This is a genomic window from Acinetobacter sp. AYS6 (genome assembly GCF_025630795.1).
Taxonomy (GTDB): domain Bacteria; phylum Pseudomonadota; class Gammaproteobacteria; order Pseudomonadales; family Moraxellaceae; genus Acinetobacter.
The window spans coordinates 236,836-251,473 of the sequence record NZ_JAOTNV010000008.1; the positions used below are offsets into that span (position 1 = coordinate 236,836).

Below are 14,638 nucleotides of genomic sequence, written 5' to 3' on the forward strand. Positions count from 1 at the left end.
CAAAAAAGCCGCATCTGATGATGCGGCTTTTGTTTTATTTAATTATAAAAATTCTTCAAGCACTGAGTTTAAGAAAATATGCCCCTGCTCAGTACAAGCCAAACGAGAAACATCGTCTACCAGTAGCTTTCTTGCTCGTAGCGAAGTGAGTACATCATTTAAGTGATCTAAGCTTAAGCCAGTGCGCTGTTCGTACAACTCAGCTTTTACCCCATCATTTAGACGTAAAGCATTCATCATAAATTCAAAAGGTAGCTCCTCTGCCTCAATCTTTTTCATTTGCAAATGTTCAGCAGGAACCTTAGCCAAATAGTCTTTTGGCAAACGGGTTTTTTGGAAACGATACACCCCATCTGGTCGCGTCACTTTGCCATGTGCACCTGCACCAATTGCAAGATAATCACCAAATTCCCAATAATTTAAATTATGTGCTGAAGGCAGCTCTTTACGCCATGCCGAAACTTCATAATTTATAAAACCATTTGCCTTAAGATATGCTTCACCCTGCTCTTGAATATCTTCAAGCATTTCATCTTGTGGTAGAACGGGTTGAGTACGGAAGAAAACGGTATTCGGTTCAATAGTAAGTTGATACCAACTGATATGTGTCGCGCCACTTTCTACAGCAAGCTTGAGATCATAAAGTGCCTGCTCTAGCGTTTGCTCAGGCAAACCATGCATTAAGTCTACATTCACTCGCTTAAAGCCAGCCTGCTTTGCTTGTTGAATCGCTTCAATTGCATTGTTTGCAGAATGAATACGTCCAAGCTTTTGCAAATGATCAGTATCAAAGCTCTGAACACCTATCGATAAGCGGTTAATGCCTGCTTCCAAATACCCTGCAAACGGATCATGCTCTACCGTTCCTGGATTTGCCTCTAAAGTGATTTCGCAGCCGTCTTCAAACTGAAGTAATGATTTAAGTTCTGCAAATAACCATACATAACCCTGTGCCGAAATAAGTGAAGGCGTTCCACCACCAATAAACACACTGTGAATCGAACGTCCCTGTGCCATCTCTAGTTGAGTTTCAAAGTCGGCGACCAATGCTTTTAAATAGGTTTGCTCAAGTTCTGACGAAAGTGCTCCGTCTGGTACTGCATGCGAGTTAAAGTCACAATATGGACATTTACGCACGCACCAAGGCATGTGGATATATAAAGATAAAGGGATAGAAGCAGGGTTTAATACGGCCAAGGAGCAGGTCCAATTTACACAATATTTCTATTTTAACATGACTGCATCAATGGGCTTATGAAAACATACCTTAATTGCTTTAGACTGAATTTAAACATTCTTAAATACTGATAAAAATGATGAAATTCTCTAGCCAACTTTTCCTGTTTTTGCCCTTAGCTATGGGAATCGGTGTTGCCATGGCTTTTCAAACTGCAATTAATGCTCAACTGCGCGAGCAATTACACTCACCTTTGCAGGCAGCTTTATTATCATTTTTCATAGGTACTATTGTTTTAGCGGTTATGGTTTTCTTTCAAAGTGCCGAGAAGCCCACTTTAGGTGAAATATCAAATATTCCATGGCTTCTTTGGACAGGAGGTTTTCTTGGGGTTTATGCAATCAGCATGAGCATTTATACTGCACCTAAGCTTGGTTTTTTAACCTTTACAGGGCTAGTCGTTTTTGGGCAAATCGTTATTTCTATGTTACTTGATCATTTTGGTTGGTTGGGCACAGAAAAAACACCTGTTACATGGCAACGGTTTCTTGGTGGAGTCATCATCTTTGTTGGTGTAGTACTCACTTTGCAGCGTTAGCTTCATTTTTATATTTAAAAAGAGTACCTTTTGTGTCGAATGTCACATCTTTTCGGTCTGAATTAAAACAACTCTTCCACTTAATGCTTCCGATTTTAATTACCCAGTTTGCTCAAGCAGGCTTTGGGTTAATTGACACTATTATGGCTGGGCATTTATCTGCAACCGATTTAGCTGCCATTGCAGTAGGGGTCGGTTTATGGATTCCAGTCATGCTCCTGTTCAGTGGCATTATGATTGCAACGACACCTTTGGTAGCCGAAGCAAAGGGTGCAAGAAATACGGACCAAATTCCAGTGATTGTCCGTCAGTCATTATGGGTCGCCATTATTTTAGGTGTAATGGCGATGCTCATTTTGCAGCTTATGCCATTTTTCTTGCATGTGTTCGGCGTACCTGAAAGCTTACGACCTAAAGCAAGCTTGTTCTTGCATGCTATTGGCTTGGGTATGCCAGCTGTGACTATGTATGCAGCTTTACGTGGCTATTCAGAAGCATTAGGCCATCCACGCCCTGTAACAGCTATTAGCATGTTAGCTTTAGTGGTGTTGATCCCTCTTAACATGATTTTTATGCATGGATTTGGGCCAATACCTGCACTAGGTAGCGCCGGCTGTGGTTTTGCGACCTCAATTTTACAATGGCTAATGCTAATTACATTAGCCGGCTATATTTATAAAGCTTCGGCTTATCGAAACACGTCTATTTTTGGCCGATTTGATAAAATTAATCTGACTTGGGTTAAAAGAATTTTACAGCTTGGTCTGCCAATCGGTTTAGCTGTGTTCTTTGAAGTCAGTATTTTTAGTACAGGTGCGCTGGTTCTTAGCCCACTCGGTGAGGTTTTTATAGCTGCACACCAAGTCGCAATTTCCGTTACCTCTGTGCTGTTTATGATTCCTCTTTCACTAGCCATTGCCTTGACCATTCGAGTCGGTACTTATTATGGTGAAAAGAACTGGGCGGCAATGTATCAGGTGCAAAAGATTGGTCTCAGCACAGCAATATTTTTTGCCATATTAACCATGACTTTTATTGCCCTAGGCCGTGCGCAAATTGTATCGATTTATACTCAAGACTTAACCGTAGTTCCTGTTGCGATGTATTTACTCTGGTTTGCCATGGCTTATCAGTTAATGGATGCATTGCAAGTGAGTGCCGCAGGTTGTTTAAGAGGTATGCAGGATACCCAAGCACCGATGTGGATTACACTCATGGCGTATTGGGTGATTGCTTTTCCTATTGGGCTTTATTTAGCACGTTATACCCATTGGGGTGTAGCTGGCGTGTGGCTAGGCTTAATTATTGGTTTAAGCATTGCCTGTGTATTATTACTTTCAAGGCTTTATTTAAATACCAAACGTTTAAGCAAAACCTAATAAAAAAGCCGATTATTCATCGGCTTTTTTATTTTATGCAGACTTTGCCCGCGGGCTTGCTCCAATTTGCCAGACAAAAGGTAAATCGGTACGGTTTACTTCCCAATCTCCAATCACCTTTTCTTTATAGATGAGTGGATTATGTGAAGACACCGTTCGCGCATTACGCCAGAAGCGGTCGAGTTGTTTAACCTGACTACTTGCTGATGCGCCTAAAGCATTAAATAATTGGCTGGTTAAATCCAGTACCAAATTAGAAATCACCACCTGCCCTTGTGCTGACTCAAGCTCTGCATCTACATTAAACTGATGTTCTTTTACCTCTAACTCGCTAAAGTGACTTTCATAAGCCTTTTGTAATGCTTCTGCTGTTTTAATCGTAATTGCTAGACTTGCATAGGCTTGAGCAGAGGCTTTACCCACCACCTGTAAAACTTGTGGGTCATGCCGAACAAGGTCACCATTACCATGACTAAAAATACGTTTCCGCTCTCGTATTTCTTGGCTAAAAGTTTCTACAGCTGCTTGTGCAATCCCTGTTAGGGTTGCAAGATGCACCACCTGATAGAAAGCGGTCTGATATTTAAAACGTTGGTCAAATGGAATAAGGTGCGAAGCTGGTAAATGAACCTGATGTACTTTTAAAGTGCCACTACCTGTTGTCTTTTGTCCAAAGCCATCCCAATCATCAATCACACTTACACCTGTTTCATGACGATAAATTGCAGCAATTACATGGCGGTCATTCACTTCATCGTAAGCAAATAAATCGATCCAGTCAGCAAAAATACTTCCTGTCGAATAGTACTTTTCACCATTCACCACCAAGTTACCCGAAGCATCTTTGGTGACTCGCGTAACGACATCACCAATCTGTACATTGCCGACTTCGGTCCATGCATTCCCCACTAAATCACCTTGTACAAAACGCTGAAACCAAATGTCTTGCGAATGCTCTTTATGGGCAACTAAACGGTCTTCAACAAAAGCGAAATGTCCACGCAATGCTTGCACAATATTCGAATCTGCTTGCGCCAACTCTGCTAAAAGTTGGAAAAGTTGCGGCAATGACACCCCATCTCCACCATATTTAACCGGAACACGCACCGCTCCTAATTTCAGTTCTTTTAACCACTGAATCGGTTCAAAAGGTAAAATCCGTTCTTTTTCCCGTTGAATTGCGCCTTGGGCAATTTTTTCAAAAACTGGACGAAATCTACTTGCTACCTTTTCATAATCAGCACCGACAGACAGTTCTTCTAATTCAATTTGGGTAATCGTCATCTTTATTCTCCTAATCTTATTTTTTCTTCACTTTAGCTCCATGCATGGCGAGGTGGATGAACACCATTGAGATAGTAATTACCGACAATGTGATATTTCCAACGCACAGGATCATGCAAGGTGTGGGTACGCGCATTACGCCAATGTCGGTCTAGATTAAGCTCAGACAAAGTAGATCGCGTTCCCGACAATTCAAAAAGCTTATTCGCTGCTAAAATCGCAACTTCTGTAGTAAGTACTTTTGCTTCAGCAACTAGTAATGTGGCTTGGTTTACATGCTCTTCTGTCGTATCTGCAATCGCTTGATCAATCGCATCTCCGGCCAAATCTAATACCGCTTCTGCTGCACGCAGTTTTATTTTTAAATCGCCAATGTTTGCAATCGTATAGGGATCATCGCTCGCTTTCTCCAGACCTGAATCAACCCATGCACGGCTATGATTTTTGACATAGTGGATTGTTTCTTCAATTGCACCACGTGCAATACCAGCATCTACAGCAGCTTGAATAAATTGTGAAATTGCACCTGCCGGTGTAGGACGTTCGAAAGCCTGATAAATCGGAATTAGATACTCTTCACGTACGGGAACTTGATTAAGTTCAACGGTCCCACTGGCTGTGGTTCTTTGCCCGAAACCAGACCAGTCATTAATAATATTAACGCCAGAAGTTTCCCGAGGAACTAGTGCCGCATAAGGCTGCCCTTGTTCATTTACAGCGACAATTGGAACCCAATGTGCAAGCAATGCGCCAGTTGCAAAAAACTTCTTCCCATTAATTTCATAACCGTGTTCGGTCTTTCGTAATGTGGTAGTGAGGTCAGCCACCGTTTTACTATGTTTTTCCGAAAAGGCATTACCAAAACGAATCCCCCTCAACACTAAGTTAAAGAAAAACTGTTGTTGTTCAGGTTTCGCATCAAGGCGTAAATGCTCAATAAAAGCTAAATGGTTTTGGGGAAGCTGTGCAAGAGATGGATCAACACTCGCAATTGTTTTAATAACCTCAGCCAAGGTTCGATATTTAACTTGTGCACCACCAAATTGCTTAGGAACCGTAATGGCCCATAAGCCACTTTGCGAGAACTGTTGAATTTCATTTAAAGGTAAACGGCGCTCTCTGTCCCGCTCCGATGCCTCTTGTGCAAACTCTTGGGCAAGTTGTTTGGCAATCTCAATTGCTTCTTCATCAGAACGAATAATATGCGCGTCTTTTGACTGCTCAAATACAGATAAAGGAACCGCTTGAGACCGCCCATGGGCCGAATTTAAACTTGTCATAACTTTTGTTATCTCTATTTTTATTTAACTTGCCATTCACATTAGCACCAAAAAAACAGAGACTTTATAGATATTAAAGCTTTGTTTATGAAATGGATTTTCACAAGCTTTTCATATTTTTTACTATAAAAATAACATTTTGTTTTTTGAAAATTTTCTTACATCACATAAACAATTTCATATAGGCTTTTTAAGCTTTGTCACCTATGATCAAAACTAGGCAATATTATGTTGTAGTCAATTGAGGTATCGAAGATATGGCAAAGAATGCAAGTTCACCCGGCAAACGATTTATGAAACTTGCAGGAATGACCGCGAGCATTGCAACGAAAACCGTTTCTAACTCGATTCGAAACTTGACCGCAGATGAAGAACAAAAGCTAGCTTCAAAAACTAAGCTATTTCAGGATATTGGTTTGCAAATTGCTGACACCTTAGGAGAAATGAAAGGTGCCGTCATGAAAGTCGGGCAAATCGCATCGCAATATAAAGATATTTTTCCACCCGAAGTTGCTAAAGCAATTTCAAAGTTACAACGCCAAGCCCCAGCCATGCCTTTTGCTGCTATTCAGCAACAAGTTGAACGTGAGCTTGGAAAACCACTCAATGTTGCCTTTAAATCCTTTGATCAAGAACCTTTTGCTGCTGCTTCAATTGGACAAGTTCACAAAGCTACTCTACCTAGTGGTGAACAAGTCGTCGTGAAAGTGCAATATCCGGGTGTTGATGAAGCCTGTGAAAGTGATTTAAAACAAGTACGTTTAGCGCTTCGTTTAATGGGCGTGCTTAAAATTGATAAAAAGCTACAAGATCAGCTTTTTGAAGAAATTCAAGATAGCCTGTCAGCAGAGCTCAATTATGAAATTGAAGCTCAAAACCTTGAAGTTTTTAAAACCTTTCATAGCCAGTTAGATGACAAAATTATTATCCCCACCGTTTATAAAGATTACTCTTCAAGACGTATTTTGACCTTGAGCCTTGAACAAGGTGACAGCATTGAAACTGCTAGCGCTTGGCCTCTGGAAATTCGAAATACCATTGGACGCCGCTTGATCCGTGCTTTAGGCCAGGAAATGTTCTTTTTAAAACGTTTTCACTGTGATCCTCATCCTGGGAACTTTGCTTTCCGCCAAGATGGTAGTGTCATTATTTATGACTATGGCAGTGTTAAAACGCTTTCAAATGAACTCGTGCAGCACTTTAAAAGTTTGGTAAATGCAGCTCGCCATGAAAATATTGATCTGATTGAAACAGAGTTACTTGAACTGCACTCTCTTGCTGAAAAAGGCAAATTCCCAAGTGACTTGTATAAACTCTGGATTGAAGTTTTATTGCGCCCACTTAATACTACTTATGATTTTGCCGAGAACTCATCACATCATGATGGCATGTTACTTGTGAAAAAATCTTTGAAGTATTGGGATGTCTTTAAACCATCGCCAGATACGCTCATGGTCAATAGAACCATTTCAGGGCATTACTGGAACCTGATTCATTTAAAAGTACATGATAACCTCAGTGATTTATTTGAAGAGCTAGTTCCGCCTTCTCACTAACTTAATTTACTTATCTATATAGCCTGTGGGGGTTACATTGACTTTTTAATTGTTATGTTATAACATTTCTTTAATCAAAAATAATTTAGGACAATCTCTCATGCGTAAAGATATTCATCCTGCTTATCAACAAGTGTTATTTCATGATACCAATGCAGATGTGTACTTCTTAATTGGCAGTACTCTCCAGACGAAACAAACTAAAGAATATCAAGGACAGGTCTATCCTTATGTCACTCTTGATATTTCGAGTGCGTCACATCCTTTCTACACAGGCGAAGTACGTCAAGCCAGTAATGAAGGTCGTGTGGCAAGCTTTAATAAACGCTTCGCTCGCTTTAATCGTAAGAGTTAATCTTACGTTAAGATTTGACCCATACACTTAAATCATTGGAAGCCTAAGACTATCTCCTCCACTTAGGCTTCTTTTTTTATGTGCATTTTTTCGATCTTTTTAAGTTGTGTATAAAAGAGAACTTATCCACAAGTTGTATAAAAACTCTTCTGAGTTTTCCCCATAACTCTTCAATTTTTATAATGACCAAGCTTCCAAAGCGCCTATTCGATGCTATGCTTAAGTCCTCATTTGTTAGGAAGTTTAAGATAATGGCACAAGAGTTACTTGCCCAATTACAAGCAGGCGCAGCAAAATTTTCAGACGTTTTAGCTCATATTGAAGCGCGTTACCAACATACTCCAACGGCTTTTCAAAATGGCGCACAGCATAATGCTGCTACTGAAAATCAAGGCAGTGCAAAAGTTTTCTCTTTTGCCAAGTTACAAGGGTTAGACCAAGCACAAACTTTAAGTTTATTTGCAGAACACTACGCATCTGTATTGGCTACTCCAGAAGGCACTGACCATCAAAATATTCGTCAGTTTATGCAAAATGGTTGGGATGGTATGAAGTTTGAAGGTCAGGCTTTAACTGAAAAGTAATTAATAATTTGTGAATACACGACGGAGTCTTACCGTTTATTCTCAAATGAAAGTAGCTAATTCTGTTACTTTGGTTTTGCCCAAAGTAACCAAAGGCATTTGTCATCAACAGAACCTGTCCCCCGTTTGCACTTATCCAATATATTGTAAAAACAAGATATAGCTAATTTCAGTCAGGCTGTTGATGACTTTAACGCGTATCAAATCCCAAAATAAATCCTATGTTTTTAATTCGTCATTTACTATCGTGACAAGCGGCATGGATGCCGCTGTTTTGCTGTGCTATATGGATGTAGTATCAGCGAAACAAAAGATTTTTGCTTACTTTTGATCTTTCAAAAGTAAGGTATGCCTATACAAATGGTACTGGAGAATATCTTAAAACCGAGGCTGTGCATTATATGTCACGCCTTCAACATCTGAATAATCAGTTGCCCGCTACCCAATAATAAGTCGCCAATCCCAAACACGTAAAAATTAACGACCCAATTAAATGAATGGAAATTCCCAACATCGCCATTCCCAACTTACCACTTTGTAATAAAGTCACAATCTCGATCGAGAACGTTGAAAAGGTAGTTAAAGCACCACAGAAACCGGTAATTACAAAAAGTTTATAGTTTGGACTTAAATCACTTTGGGCAAAATAAGCAATTGCAAATCCAATAATAAAGCCACCGACCAAATTAACGGTAACCGTACCAAGTGGAATTTGCGGATAAATCGGATTGAGTTTTAAACCTAAAAACCAACGTAACCATGCCCCGAGAACTGAACCTAAAGCAATTGAAAGTAAAGAATAATACATAAGAACACCCCTTTAGATAGATGCTAAAAGAGTAAAAAAGAATGAAGCATAACGTGACATGGCGTACTCCAAAAAATAAGCAAAGTACGCAAAAACCTACGTACCCAGCGATATAAATACATGAGGGTAACGTAGGCATCATTAGCCAATACGGCAGTTTTTCAAGGGAAGAATGCCATCTCCCTGTTTTAAGTATATTAGATCATCTTGAATTTGATTTAAACATACTTTTTAAAATCATGGACGTTCATCGTATTGCGGTAAATCATCACAAATGCTTTCCCACTCTGCTTTTGAAGCAGCAAAAATATGCATCGTTGGTTTTTGGGCCAGTGGTGTATCAAGTGTGCCAATTCTTAAACGATATAATTCAGGCTGTGCATCACGCGAGCTAATTAAAGGTGAACCACATTCACTACAGAACCAACGGTACACACCCTCCACAGCAAATTTTTTGACTAGGTCTTCACCTTGAGTAATTTTAAAATCTGCACTTTTAACTGGAGCATTTGTGGCAAATGCTGTTCCATTGGCTTTCCGGCATCGTTGGCAGTGGCATTGAATAATATCTCCGATATCGCCTGTAATTTCATAGCGAATACCCTGACATAAACAACTTCCCTGATAGACTGGTGATGCTTGAGACATGTTTTCATAGTTCCTATTATTATTGATCGCTCAAAAATAACACTTTTCATATATCAAACATAGCGCCAAATTAGTTCTTATTTTTCTAAAAATGAATGTACACCTTCACCAGCTGCTCGCCCTGTGGCAAAGCATGCCGTAAGCAAATAACCGCCTGTAGGCGCATCCCAATCCAGCATTTCACCACAGCAAAAAACACCTGAGTTTTGTTTAAGCTCTAAGCTTTCAGTTAATACATCTTGCTTAACACCACCAGCACAGCTAATTGCTTCCTCAATAGGTCTAAAGCCATCTAACTTAATTTGAAGTGCTTTAATATGCTGAGCCATAACCTCTGGTTGGCTCCATAGTGCTTTATCAACGACTTCTCTAATTAAGTTAATTTTAGCCGTATCTAAACCTGCTTTACGCCAGATATTAGTCAGAGACTGTTTTTTTCCACCCTGCAATTTTTTAATTAACTGAGACAACTCTACATCGGGCAATAAATCTAAAAATAGATTTAAGCTTTTCCCTTGTTTTTGTTGTTCTCTTAAAGCTCGTCCAAGTTTATAAATGACACCACTTTCTAAACCATAGTGAGTAATCACAATATCGCCATGAGTAACTTGGTTAGGCTTAACCCACGCATTGATACGCTTTAAAGGTTCACCAAAACAGCTTTCCATAAAAGAGGACCACGCGTGCAATACCCCTGCATTGCTTGGTTGGAAAGGCTCAATATTAGATTGATCAACCCATTGCTGCCATGCGCCATCACTCCCTAGTTGTGACCAAGACACCGCACCGCAGGCCAATACAACTGCATCGTATTGCCGGGTAAAAGTTTCAGTGCTTTGATTATTCTGGTTTTCCAAAGTCACCGAAGTACCTTGCAAATCAATACAACGATGACGATAAAAGAATTTAACTTGTTGCTCTGCCAAACGGTTTAGCCAAGCACGCAGCAAAGGAGCTGCTTTCATTTCGACAGGGAAAATACGACCTGAGGTGCCCACATAAGATTCAATTCCCAGACTTTTCATCCAGCTTTGAATCCAGACTGCATCCCATTTTTCAACCCACGGTTTGAGCCATTCTGCATGGTCATAACGTTCAATGAACTGAGCTAAAGGTTCAGCATGCGAGATGTTTAACCCAGTTTTACCTGCCATCAGAAACTTACGTGCCGCTGAAGGTTTTTGTTCATAGACATCAATTTCATAAGCGTATTGGCTTAGTACCTCAGCAGCCATAAGACCTGCTGGGCCTGCTCCAATAATGGCAACCCGCTTATTCGCCATGTGTTTGCCCTTGCAATGGCGCGAACCCATCAAATCGAGTTTGATAACCTTCAGGCTTGGTCATAATGAGCTGCTGACAAAGCTCACCACGTTCTAAATACTTAATTTCAAAATGGGTACGTGCAGAGGTTTGAGCAATTTTTTCTTTTTGGTAAGGCAGCTTCCATATATTTAATAACTGCTGCTCTGCCTCTTCAATATAGTCGGGAATATTACTTGCCAGAGTAATGGTTCCACCTGTTTGCAGACGTGAGATTAAGAACTCAAAAAATGGCATATTCAACCAGCGCTGTGCCGGATTATGTGGTTCTGGATTTGGGTAGAGAATAAAGAAATGTTCAACTTGAGCGGGGTGCAAAGCATGCACTACCCAAGGTAAAGCATCCGCATGTACAGGAATTAAATTATCTCTTGGTTCCAGACCGTGCTGTTTTTGCATTGCCAAGAATTTTTCTCGGGTTCGTTCAATTGCATACAATGTGTGCTGCGGCTGTTGCCCGCTAAAAAGCAAAGCATGTTTACCCTTGCCCGCTCCAATTTCTACACAAATCGGGGTATTTTCAATTGGGGTAAAATCGCGAGGCGCTTGCATACGTTGTGCTTGAAATTGACGAATCTGCATAATCACATCAAACTAAATAAAAATCGGCATAAGTCTAACAAGTCACCTGACTTTTGCCTAATCTATTTCTCTTCACTTTGAGGATATCGCTTTATGCCACGTACATTCCCCTGCCCACGTTGTGGTGAACCAAGTGTTTGGGAAGGTAACGAATTTCGTCCATTTTGCTCTGAACGCTGTAAACTCATTGATTTAGGTGCTTGGGCAAATGATGAATATAGATTGCCTACCCAAGATGCGCCTCAGCATAACAAGGGTAGTCAAAATGAAGATGATTATGAGGATTAACCAGCTTTACCCGCGACAAACGGATTAAATTGTTTTTCATAGCCAATGGTACTCATTGGACCATGCCCAGAAATAAACTGAGTATCATCTGGCAAACTAAAACATTCACGTTTAATCGATTCAATCAACTGATCATGGTTACCACGTGGGAAGTCTGTTCGCCCAATCGAACCTTTAAACAGAACATCGCCAGTCCAAAGTAAGCCATGGTTTTTATTATAGAAAATAACATGTCCTGGTGTATGCCCCGGTGCAAAGCGCACCTCAAACTCATCTTCACCCAATTTTAGTACTTCCCCACCTTCAAGCCATTGATCGACTTTAACAGGCTGGGGAATTGGAAAGCCATAACGTGCTGATACTTCCTGAATCATGTCTAGCCAGAACTGATCTTCTTTGTGTGGACCAATAACTGGAACGCTCCATTCTTTGGCAAGCTCACCTACCGCTCCAGCATGGTCTAAATGCCCATGAGTCAGCCAAAGGGCCTTCACTTTTAAACCCAAGGCTTCTACTTCTTTTTTCAACACAGCAGCGTCGCCACCCGCATCAATCAAAACTGCTTCTTTTGTTTCACTGTCCCAAACTAAAGAACAATTTTGAGCAAAAGCAGTAACTGGAACAATTTTGACTTGCAGCATAAAAACCTCTGGCTAAAACACAATTAACGGTGGGCTAAGGTATAAGTAAGGGCATCAAGATTAGCCTGAACTAAACCTGCAAGCAAATCAATATGAGCTTGATCGCTATTTAAAGCTGGAATATAAGCATAGCTAGCACCACCTGCTTCTTGAAACAACTCCGCGTTTTGAATCGCGAGTTCTTCAAGAGTTTCTAAACAATCGGCAGAAAAAGCTGGGCTTAATACCTGAACAGACTTAATTCCTTGCTTCGCCCAATCTTGTAAAAGCTGGTCTGTATATGGTTTAACCCATTCTTGTTTACCAAAACGTGACTGGAAGCTAATTGCCCATTCATCATCTTTTAAATGTAAAGCATCTGCCACCAGCTTTGCTGTAATACGACAACGGTCTGCATAAGGATCGCCTTTGTCTGCATATGGCTGTGGAATCCCATGAAATGACATCAGTAGTTTGTCAGGTTTACCATGCTGTTCTTGATAGGCTAAAACGCTTTCTGCCAACGCTTGAATAAACATTGGATGTTGATAATAGTCTTTAATAATGGTCAGTCCCGGCAAGTTACGTTGGGCTGGAATCCATTTTGCAAATGCATCGTATAACGGCGCTGTAGATGTTGCAGAATATTGAGGAAATAAAGGCAATAAAATGACATGCTCTTGCGGGTTAGTCGCCAATTTTTCTAAAATTGCATCAATACCCGGATTACCGTAAGTCATTGCGGGTAAAACAGTTAAATCGAACTGTTTATTTTCTTGTTCTAAATAAGCCTGCACACGTTTGGTTTGTTCATACACAATTTCACGCATGGGTGAATCTGTTGACCATACAGAAGCATAGGCATGCGCCACTCTTTTCGGGCGAAAAGGTAAAACAAACAGATTTAAAATAACCCACCAGATCAGTTTCGGTATTTCAATCACGCGTGAATCAGATAAAAACTGTTTTAAAAAACGGCGCACTGCAGGCACAGTTGCCTCATCTGGTGTGCCTAAATTCGCTAAAATGACAGTAACTTTCGGTTTTTGTTCAAACGACATGTGTAAATGCCTTTCAGTTCATCTTATGACACTAATGTAACAGTTTTCAGTGTCATATATAAATTGAATCGCCCTAAGCTTTTAATCGAATGCCCCGATGGTTCCATTTATAGCTCAGCAATATCTTTTGAGCTTTGGTGGTTAGTTTCCATAGCCCATATGATTGTTCAGTTTGAGTTGGAACAATCCAGCCTTGTGATTGCATTTGATTTTTAATTCGAAACAGTGCCTTATGATTAATCTGCGCACAGGCCACCGCATGTGCACGAGGTAATTCCTGACGAGCATCTTCCAAGCCTGCCTGATTTAAATATTCATTTAGACAAGTTCCAAAATTCTCTTCTGGCATCGCTGTTTCAAAGCGCTTTGCCAGCACGCTTAACAACTGAGTCCACGTCATTTGTCTCTGTCGTTTAAGCTCTTTAAAGTTGCCGTCCTGAAATGCTTGAATCTGATATTCAAATACAAAAATATCTTGCGGTGCGACTTCGTTTAACTGTGTTGACGGCTCGGTTACTTGCTGCTCTAACTGCGAAATTTTACTTTTTAATAGCTTAATTTCATCTTCTAACTGCTGAGCTTGATATGCAGGAACCCAGCCTTGTCCCCTATGTTGCTCAATCATTACAGGTATATTTAAACGAACTGCTAACTCTAGTTCACGTAGGGTTTTGAAGTAAAAAATATGATCTGCTTCGAGTAATAGCTTTTTTCTAAATGCACTAAATTTATCTTTAAGTTGTGGATGTGTTTCTTGTAAATGTATTTCACGGTTTTCAGGCTGTTCATGCATGAACACAATAATAGGTTTAGCCAGACTTAACGCGTATTCATATTCTAAAGACAAATAGCTTACCCCAGAAATCGATTGCTCTCCATACTGACTTCCTAAAAGTAAGATTACATAATCACATTCATCAATCTGTCGACGTGCAAGTGTAGTTGTTAAAGGTGTACGATATTCTAATCCCCAAGCAAAGAAACTCATCCCCACCAAGGTTTGTGACAAAACAATTCGCTCTGGCTGCATATCGCGGCCGGACGTTGAAATAAAAATCTGATAGCGTGTATCGAGCATAACAATACCCTTTCGCC

16 protein-coding genes, 1 pseudogene and 1 riboswitch are annotated in these 14,638 nt (G+C 40.3%); of the genes and pseudogenes, 6 read left to right on the forward strand and 11 right to left on the reverse strand.

The window, feature by feature from the left end; genetic code table 11:
- Nucleotides 1–42 precede the first annotated feature (42 nt).
- Nucleotides 43–1,197: a radical SAM family heme chaperone HemW gene (gene hemW, locus OD757_RS13890; protein ID WP_263032234.1), complete on the reverse strand. Its 1,155-nt coding sequence runs from the start codon at nucleotides 1,195–1,197 to the stop codon at nucleotides 43–45.
- 116 nt (nucleotides 1,198–1,313) lie between these two features.
- Between hemW and OD757_RS13895 the strand changes: the two genes are divergently transcribed.
- Nucleotides 1,314–1,775 (forward strand): DMT family transporter, encoded by a 462-nt coding sequence (locus OD757_RS13895; RefSeq protein ID WP_263032235.1) that lies wholly within the window; start codon nucleotides 1,314–1,316, stop codon nucleotides 1,773–1,775.
- A gap of 32 nt (nucleotides 1,776–1,807) precedes the next feature.
- On the forward strand, nucleotides 1,808–3,154 hold the full coding sequence (abeM, locus tag OD757_RS13900) for a multidrug efflux MATE transporter AbeM (protein WP_034678983.1): 1,347 nt from the start codon (nucleotides 1,808–1,810) through the stop codon (nucleotides 3,152–3,154).
- Between the two features lie 33 nt (nucleotides 3,155–3,187).
- Here abeM and OD757_RS13905 read toward each other — a convergent pair whose 3' ends face one another.
- Nucleotides 3,188–4,438, reverse strand: a complete 1,251-nt coding sequence (locus OD757_RS13905; RefSeq protein WP_263032236.1) for an acyl-CoA dehydrogenase family protein — start codon at nucleotides 4,436–4,438, stop codon at nucleotides 3,188–3,190.
- Nucleotides 4,439–4,470: 32 nt separating this feature from the next.
- Nucleotides 4,471–5,718, reverse strand: a complete 1,248-nt coding sequence (locus OD757_RS13910) for an SfnB family sulfur acquisition oxidoreductase (protein ID WP_263032237.1) — start codon at nucleotides 5,716–5,718, stop codon at nucleotides 4,471–4,473.
- A gap of 257 nt (nucleotides 5,719–5,975) precedes the next feature.
- Here OD757_RS13910 and OD757_RS13915 point away from each other — a divergent pair, with 257 nt between their 5' ends.
- The 3 genes from OD757_RS13915 (at nucleotide 5,976) to OD757_RS13925 (ending at nucleotide 8,213) form a co-directional block, all read left to right on the forward strand.
- Nucleotides 5,976–7,274: an ABC1 kinase family protein gene (locus OD757_RS13915; protein WP_263032238.1), complete on the forward strand. Its 1,299-nt coding sequence runs from the start codon at nucleotides 5,976–5,978 to the stop codon at nucleotides 7,272–7,274.
- Between the two features lie 100 nt (nucleotides 7,275–7,374).
- Nucleotides 7,375–7,629 (forward strand): type B 50S ribosomal protein L31, encoded by a 255-nt coding sequence (locus OD757_RS13920; RefSeq protein WP_003654672.1) that lies wholly within the window; start codon nucleotides 7,375–7,377, stop codon nucleotides 7,627–7,629.
- 251 nt (nucleotides 7,630–7,880) lie between these two features.
- Complete coding sequence (locus OD757_RS13925) at nucleotides 7,881–8,213, forward strand: HopJ type III effector protein (RefSeq protein WP_263032239.1); 333 nt, start codon at nucleotides 7,881–7,883, stop codon at nucleotides 8,211–8,213.
- A 132-nt stretch (nucleotides 8,214–8,345) separates the two neighbouring features.
- On the opposite strand, the pseudogene OD757_RS13930 reads toward OD757_RS13925, so the two are convergent.
- From OD757_RS13930 to OD757_RS13950, 5 genes and pseudogenes are all read right to left on the reverse strand, one after another.
- Nucleotides 8,346–8,474 (reverse strand): annotated as a pseudogene (locus OD757_RS13930) (hypothetical protein).
- 166 nt (nucleotides 8,475–8,640) lie between these two features.
- The gene (gene crcB, locus OD757_RS13935; protein ID WP_005045024.1) at nucleotides 8,641–9,021 is read right to left on the reverse strand and encodes a fluoride efflux transporter CrcB; all 381 of its coding nucleotides are present in this window, start codon (nucleotides 9,019–9,021) and stop codon (nucleotides 8,641–8,643) included.
- Between the two features lie 125 nt (nucleotides 9,022–9,146).
- Nucleotides 9,147–9,213, reverse strand: a riboswitch (Fluoride riboswitch).
- A 45-nt stretch (nucleotides 9,214–9,258) separates the two neighbouring features.
- Nucleotides 9,259–9,669: a GFA family protein gene (locus tag OD757_RS13940; RefSeq protein ID WP_009393039.1), complete on the reverse strand. Its 411-nt coding sequence runs from the start codon at nucleotides 9,667–9,669 to the stop codon at nucleotides 9,259–9,261.
- 77 nt (nucleotides 9,670–9,746) lie between these two features.
- Nucleotides 9,747–10,952, reverse strand: coding sequence for a TIGR03862 family flavoprotein (locus tag OD757_RS13945; RefSeq protein WP_263032240.1), 1,206 nt, complete (start codon nucleotides 10,950–10,952; stop codon nucleotides 9,747–9,749).
- Nucleotides 10,942–11,580, reverse strand: a complete 639-nt coding sequence (locus OD757_RS13950) for a tRNA (guanine-N(7)-)-methyltransferase (RefSeq protein WP_263032241.1) — start codon at nucleotides 11,578–11,580, stop codon at nucleotides 10,942–10,944. The genes OD757_RS13945 and OD757_RS13950 overlap by 11 nt, the downstream gene beginning before the upstream one ends.
- 87 nt (nucleotides 11,581–11,667) lie before the next feature.
- Here OD757_RS13950 and OD757_RS13955 point away from each other — a divergent pair, with 87 nt between their 5' ends.
- A complete protein-coding gene (locus OD757_RS13955; protein ID WP_002114956.1) occupies nucleotides 11,668–11,862 on the forward strand; it encodes a DNA gyrase inhibitor YacG in 195 nt (64 codons plus the stop codon).
- Here the strand turns inward: OD757_RS13955 and OD757_RS13960 are convergent.
- The 3 genes from OD757_RS13960 to OD757_RS13970 form a co-directional block, all read right to left on the reverse strand.
- On the reverse strand, nucleotides 11,859–12,503 hold the full coding sequence (locus OD757_RS13960) for an MBL fold metallo-hydrolase (RefSeq protein WP_263032242.1): 645 nt from the start codon (nucleotides 12,501–12,503) through the stop codon (nucleotides 11,859–11,861). The genes OD757_RS13955 and OD757_RS13960 overlap by 4 nt on opposite strands.
- A 23-nt stretch (nucleotides 12,504–12,526) precedes the next feature.
- Nucleotides 12,527–13,543 carry a ferrochelatase gene (hemH, locus tag OD757_RS13965; RefSeq protein ID WP_263032243.1) on the reverse strand — a complete coding sequence of 339 codons (1,017 nt, stop codon included), beginning with the start codon at nucleotides 13,541–13,543 and terminating at the stop codon, nucleotides 12,527–12,529.
- A 73-nt stretch (nucleotides 13,544–13,616) separates the two neighbouring features.
- A complete protein-coding gene (locus tag OD757_RS13970; protein ID WP_263032244.1) occupies nucleotides 13,617–14,621 on the reverse strand; it encodes a DUF4062 domain-containing protein in 1,005 nt (334 codons plus the stop codon).
- Between the last annotated feature and the right edge of the window lie 17 nt (nucleotides 14,622–14,638).

Excerpts from the sequence above, each read along its gene's own strand:
- OD757_RS13910 (WP_263032237.1), bottom strand. The coding sequence starts at position 5,718 with ATGACAAGTTTAAATTCGGCCCATGGGCGGTCTCAAGCGGTTCCTTTA.
- OD757_RS13955 (WP_002114956.1), top strand. The coding sequence starts at position 11,668 with ATGCCACGTACATTCCCCTGCCCACGTTGTGGTGAACCAAGTGTTTGG.
- OD757_RS13945 (WP_263032240.1), bottom strand. The coding sequence starts at position 10,952 with ATGGCGAATAAGCGGGTTGCCATTATTGGAGCAGGCCCAGCAGGTCTT.
- OD757_RS13970 (WP_263032244.1), bottom strand. The coding sequence starts at position 14,621 with ATGCTCGATACACGCTATCAGATTTTTATTTCAACGTCCGGCCGCGAT.
- OD757_RS13915 (WP_263032238.1), top strand. The coding sequence starts at position 5,976 with ATGGCAAAGAATGCAAGTTCACCCGGCAAACGATTTATGAAACTTGCA.
- hemH (WP_263032243.1), bottom strand. The coding sequence starts at position 13,543 with ATGTCGTTTGAACAAAAACCGAAAGTTACTGTCATTTTAGCGAATTTA.
- OD757_RS13920 (WP_003654672.1), top strand. The coding sequence starts at position 7,375 with ATGCGTAAAGATATTCATCCTGCTTATCAACAAGTGTTATTTCATGAT.
- crcB (WP_005045024.1), bottom strand. The coding sequence starts at position 9,021 with ATGTATTATTCTTTACTTTCAATTGCTTTAGGTTCAGTTCTCGGGGCA.
- OD757_RS13960 (WP_263032242.1), bottom strand. The coding sequence starts at position 12,503 with ATGCTGCAAGTCAAAATTGTTCCAGTTACTGCTTTTGCTCAAAATTGT.
- OD757_RS13925 (WP_263032239.1), top strand. The coding sequence starts at position 7,881 with ATGGCACAAGAGTTACTTGCCCAATTACAAGCAGGCGCAGCAAAATTT.
- OD757_RS13895 (WP_263032235.1), top strand. The coding sequence starts at position 1,314 with ATGATGAAATTCTCTAGCCAACTTTTCCTGTTTTTGCCCTTAGCTATG.
- OD757_RS13905 (WP_263032236.1), bottom strand. The coding sequence starts at position 4,438 with ATGACGATTACCCAAATTGAATTAGAAGAACTGTCTGTCGGTGCTGAT.
- OD757_RS13940 (WP_009393039.1), bottom strand. The coding sequence starts at position 9,669 with ATGTCTCAAGCATCACCAGTCTATCAGGGAAGTTGTTTATGTCAGGGT.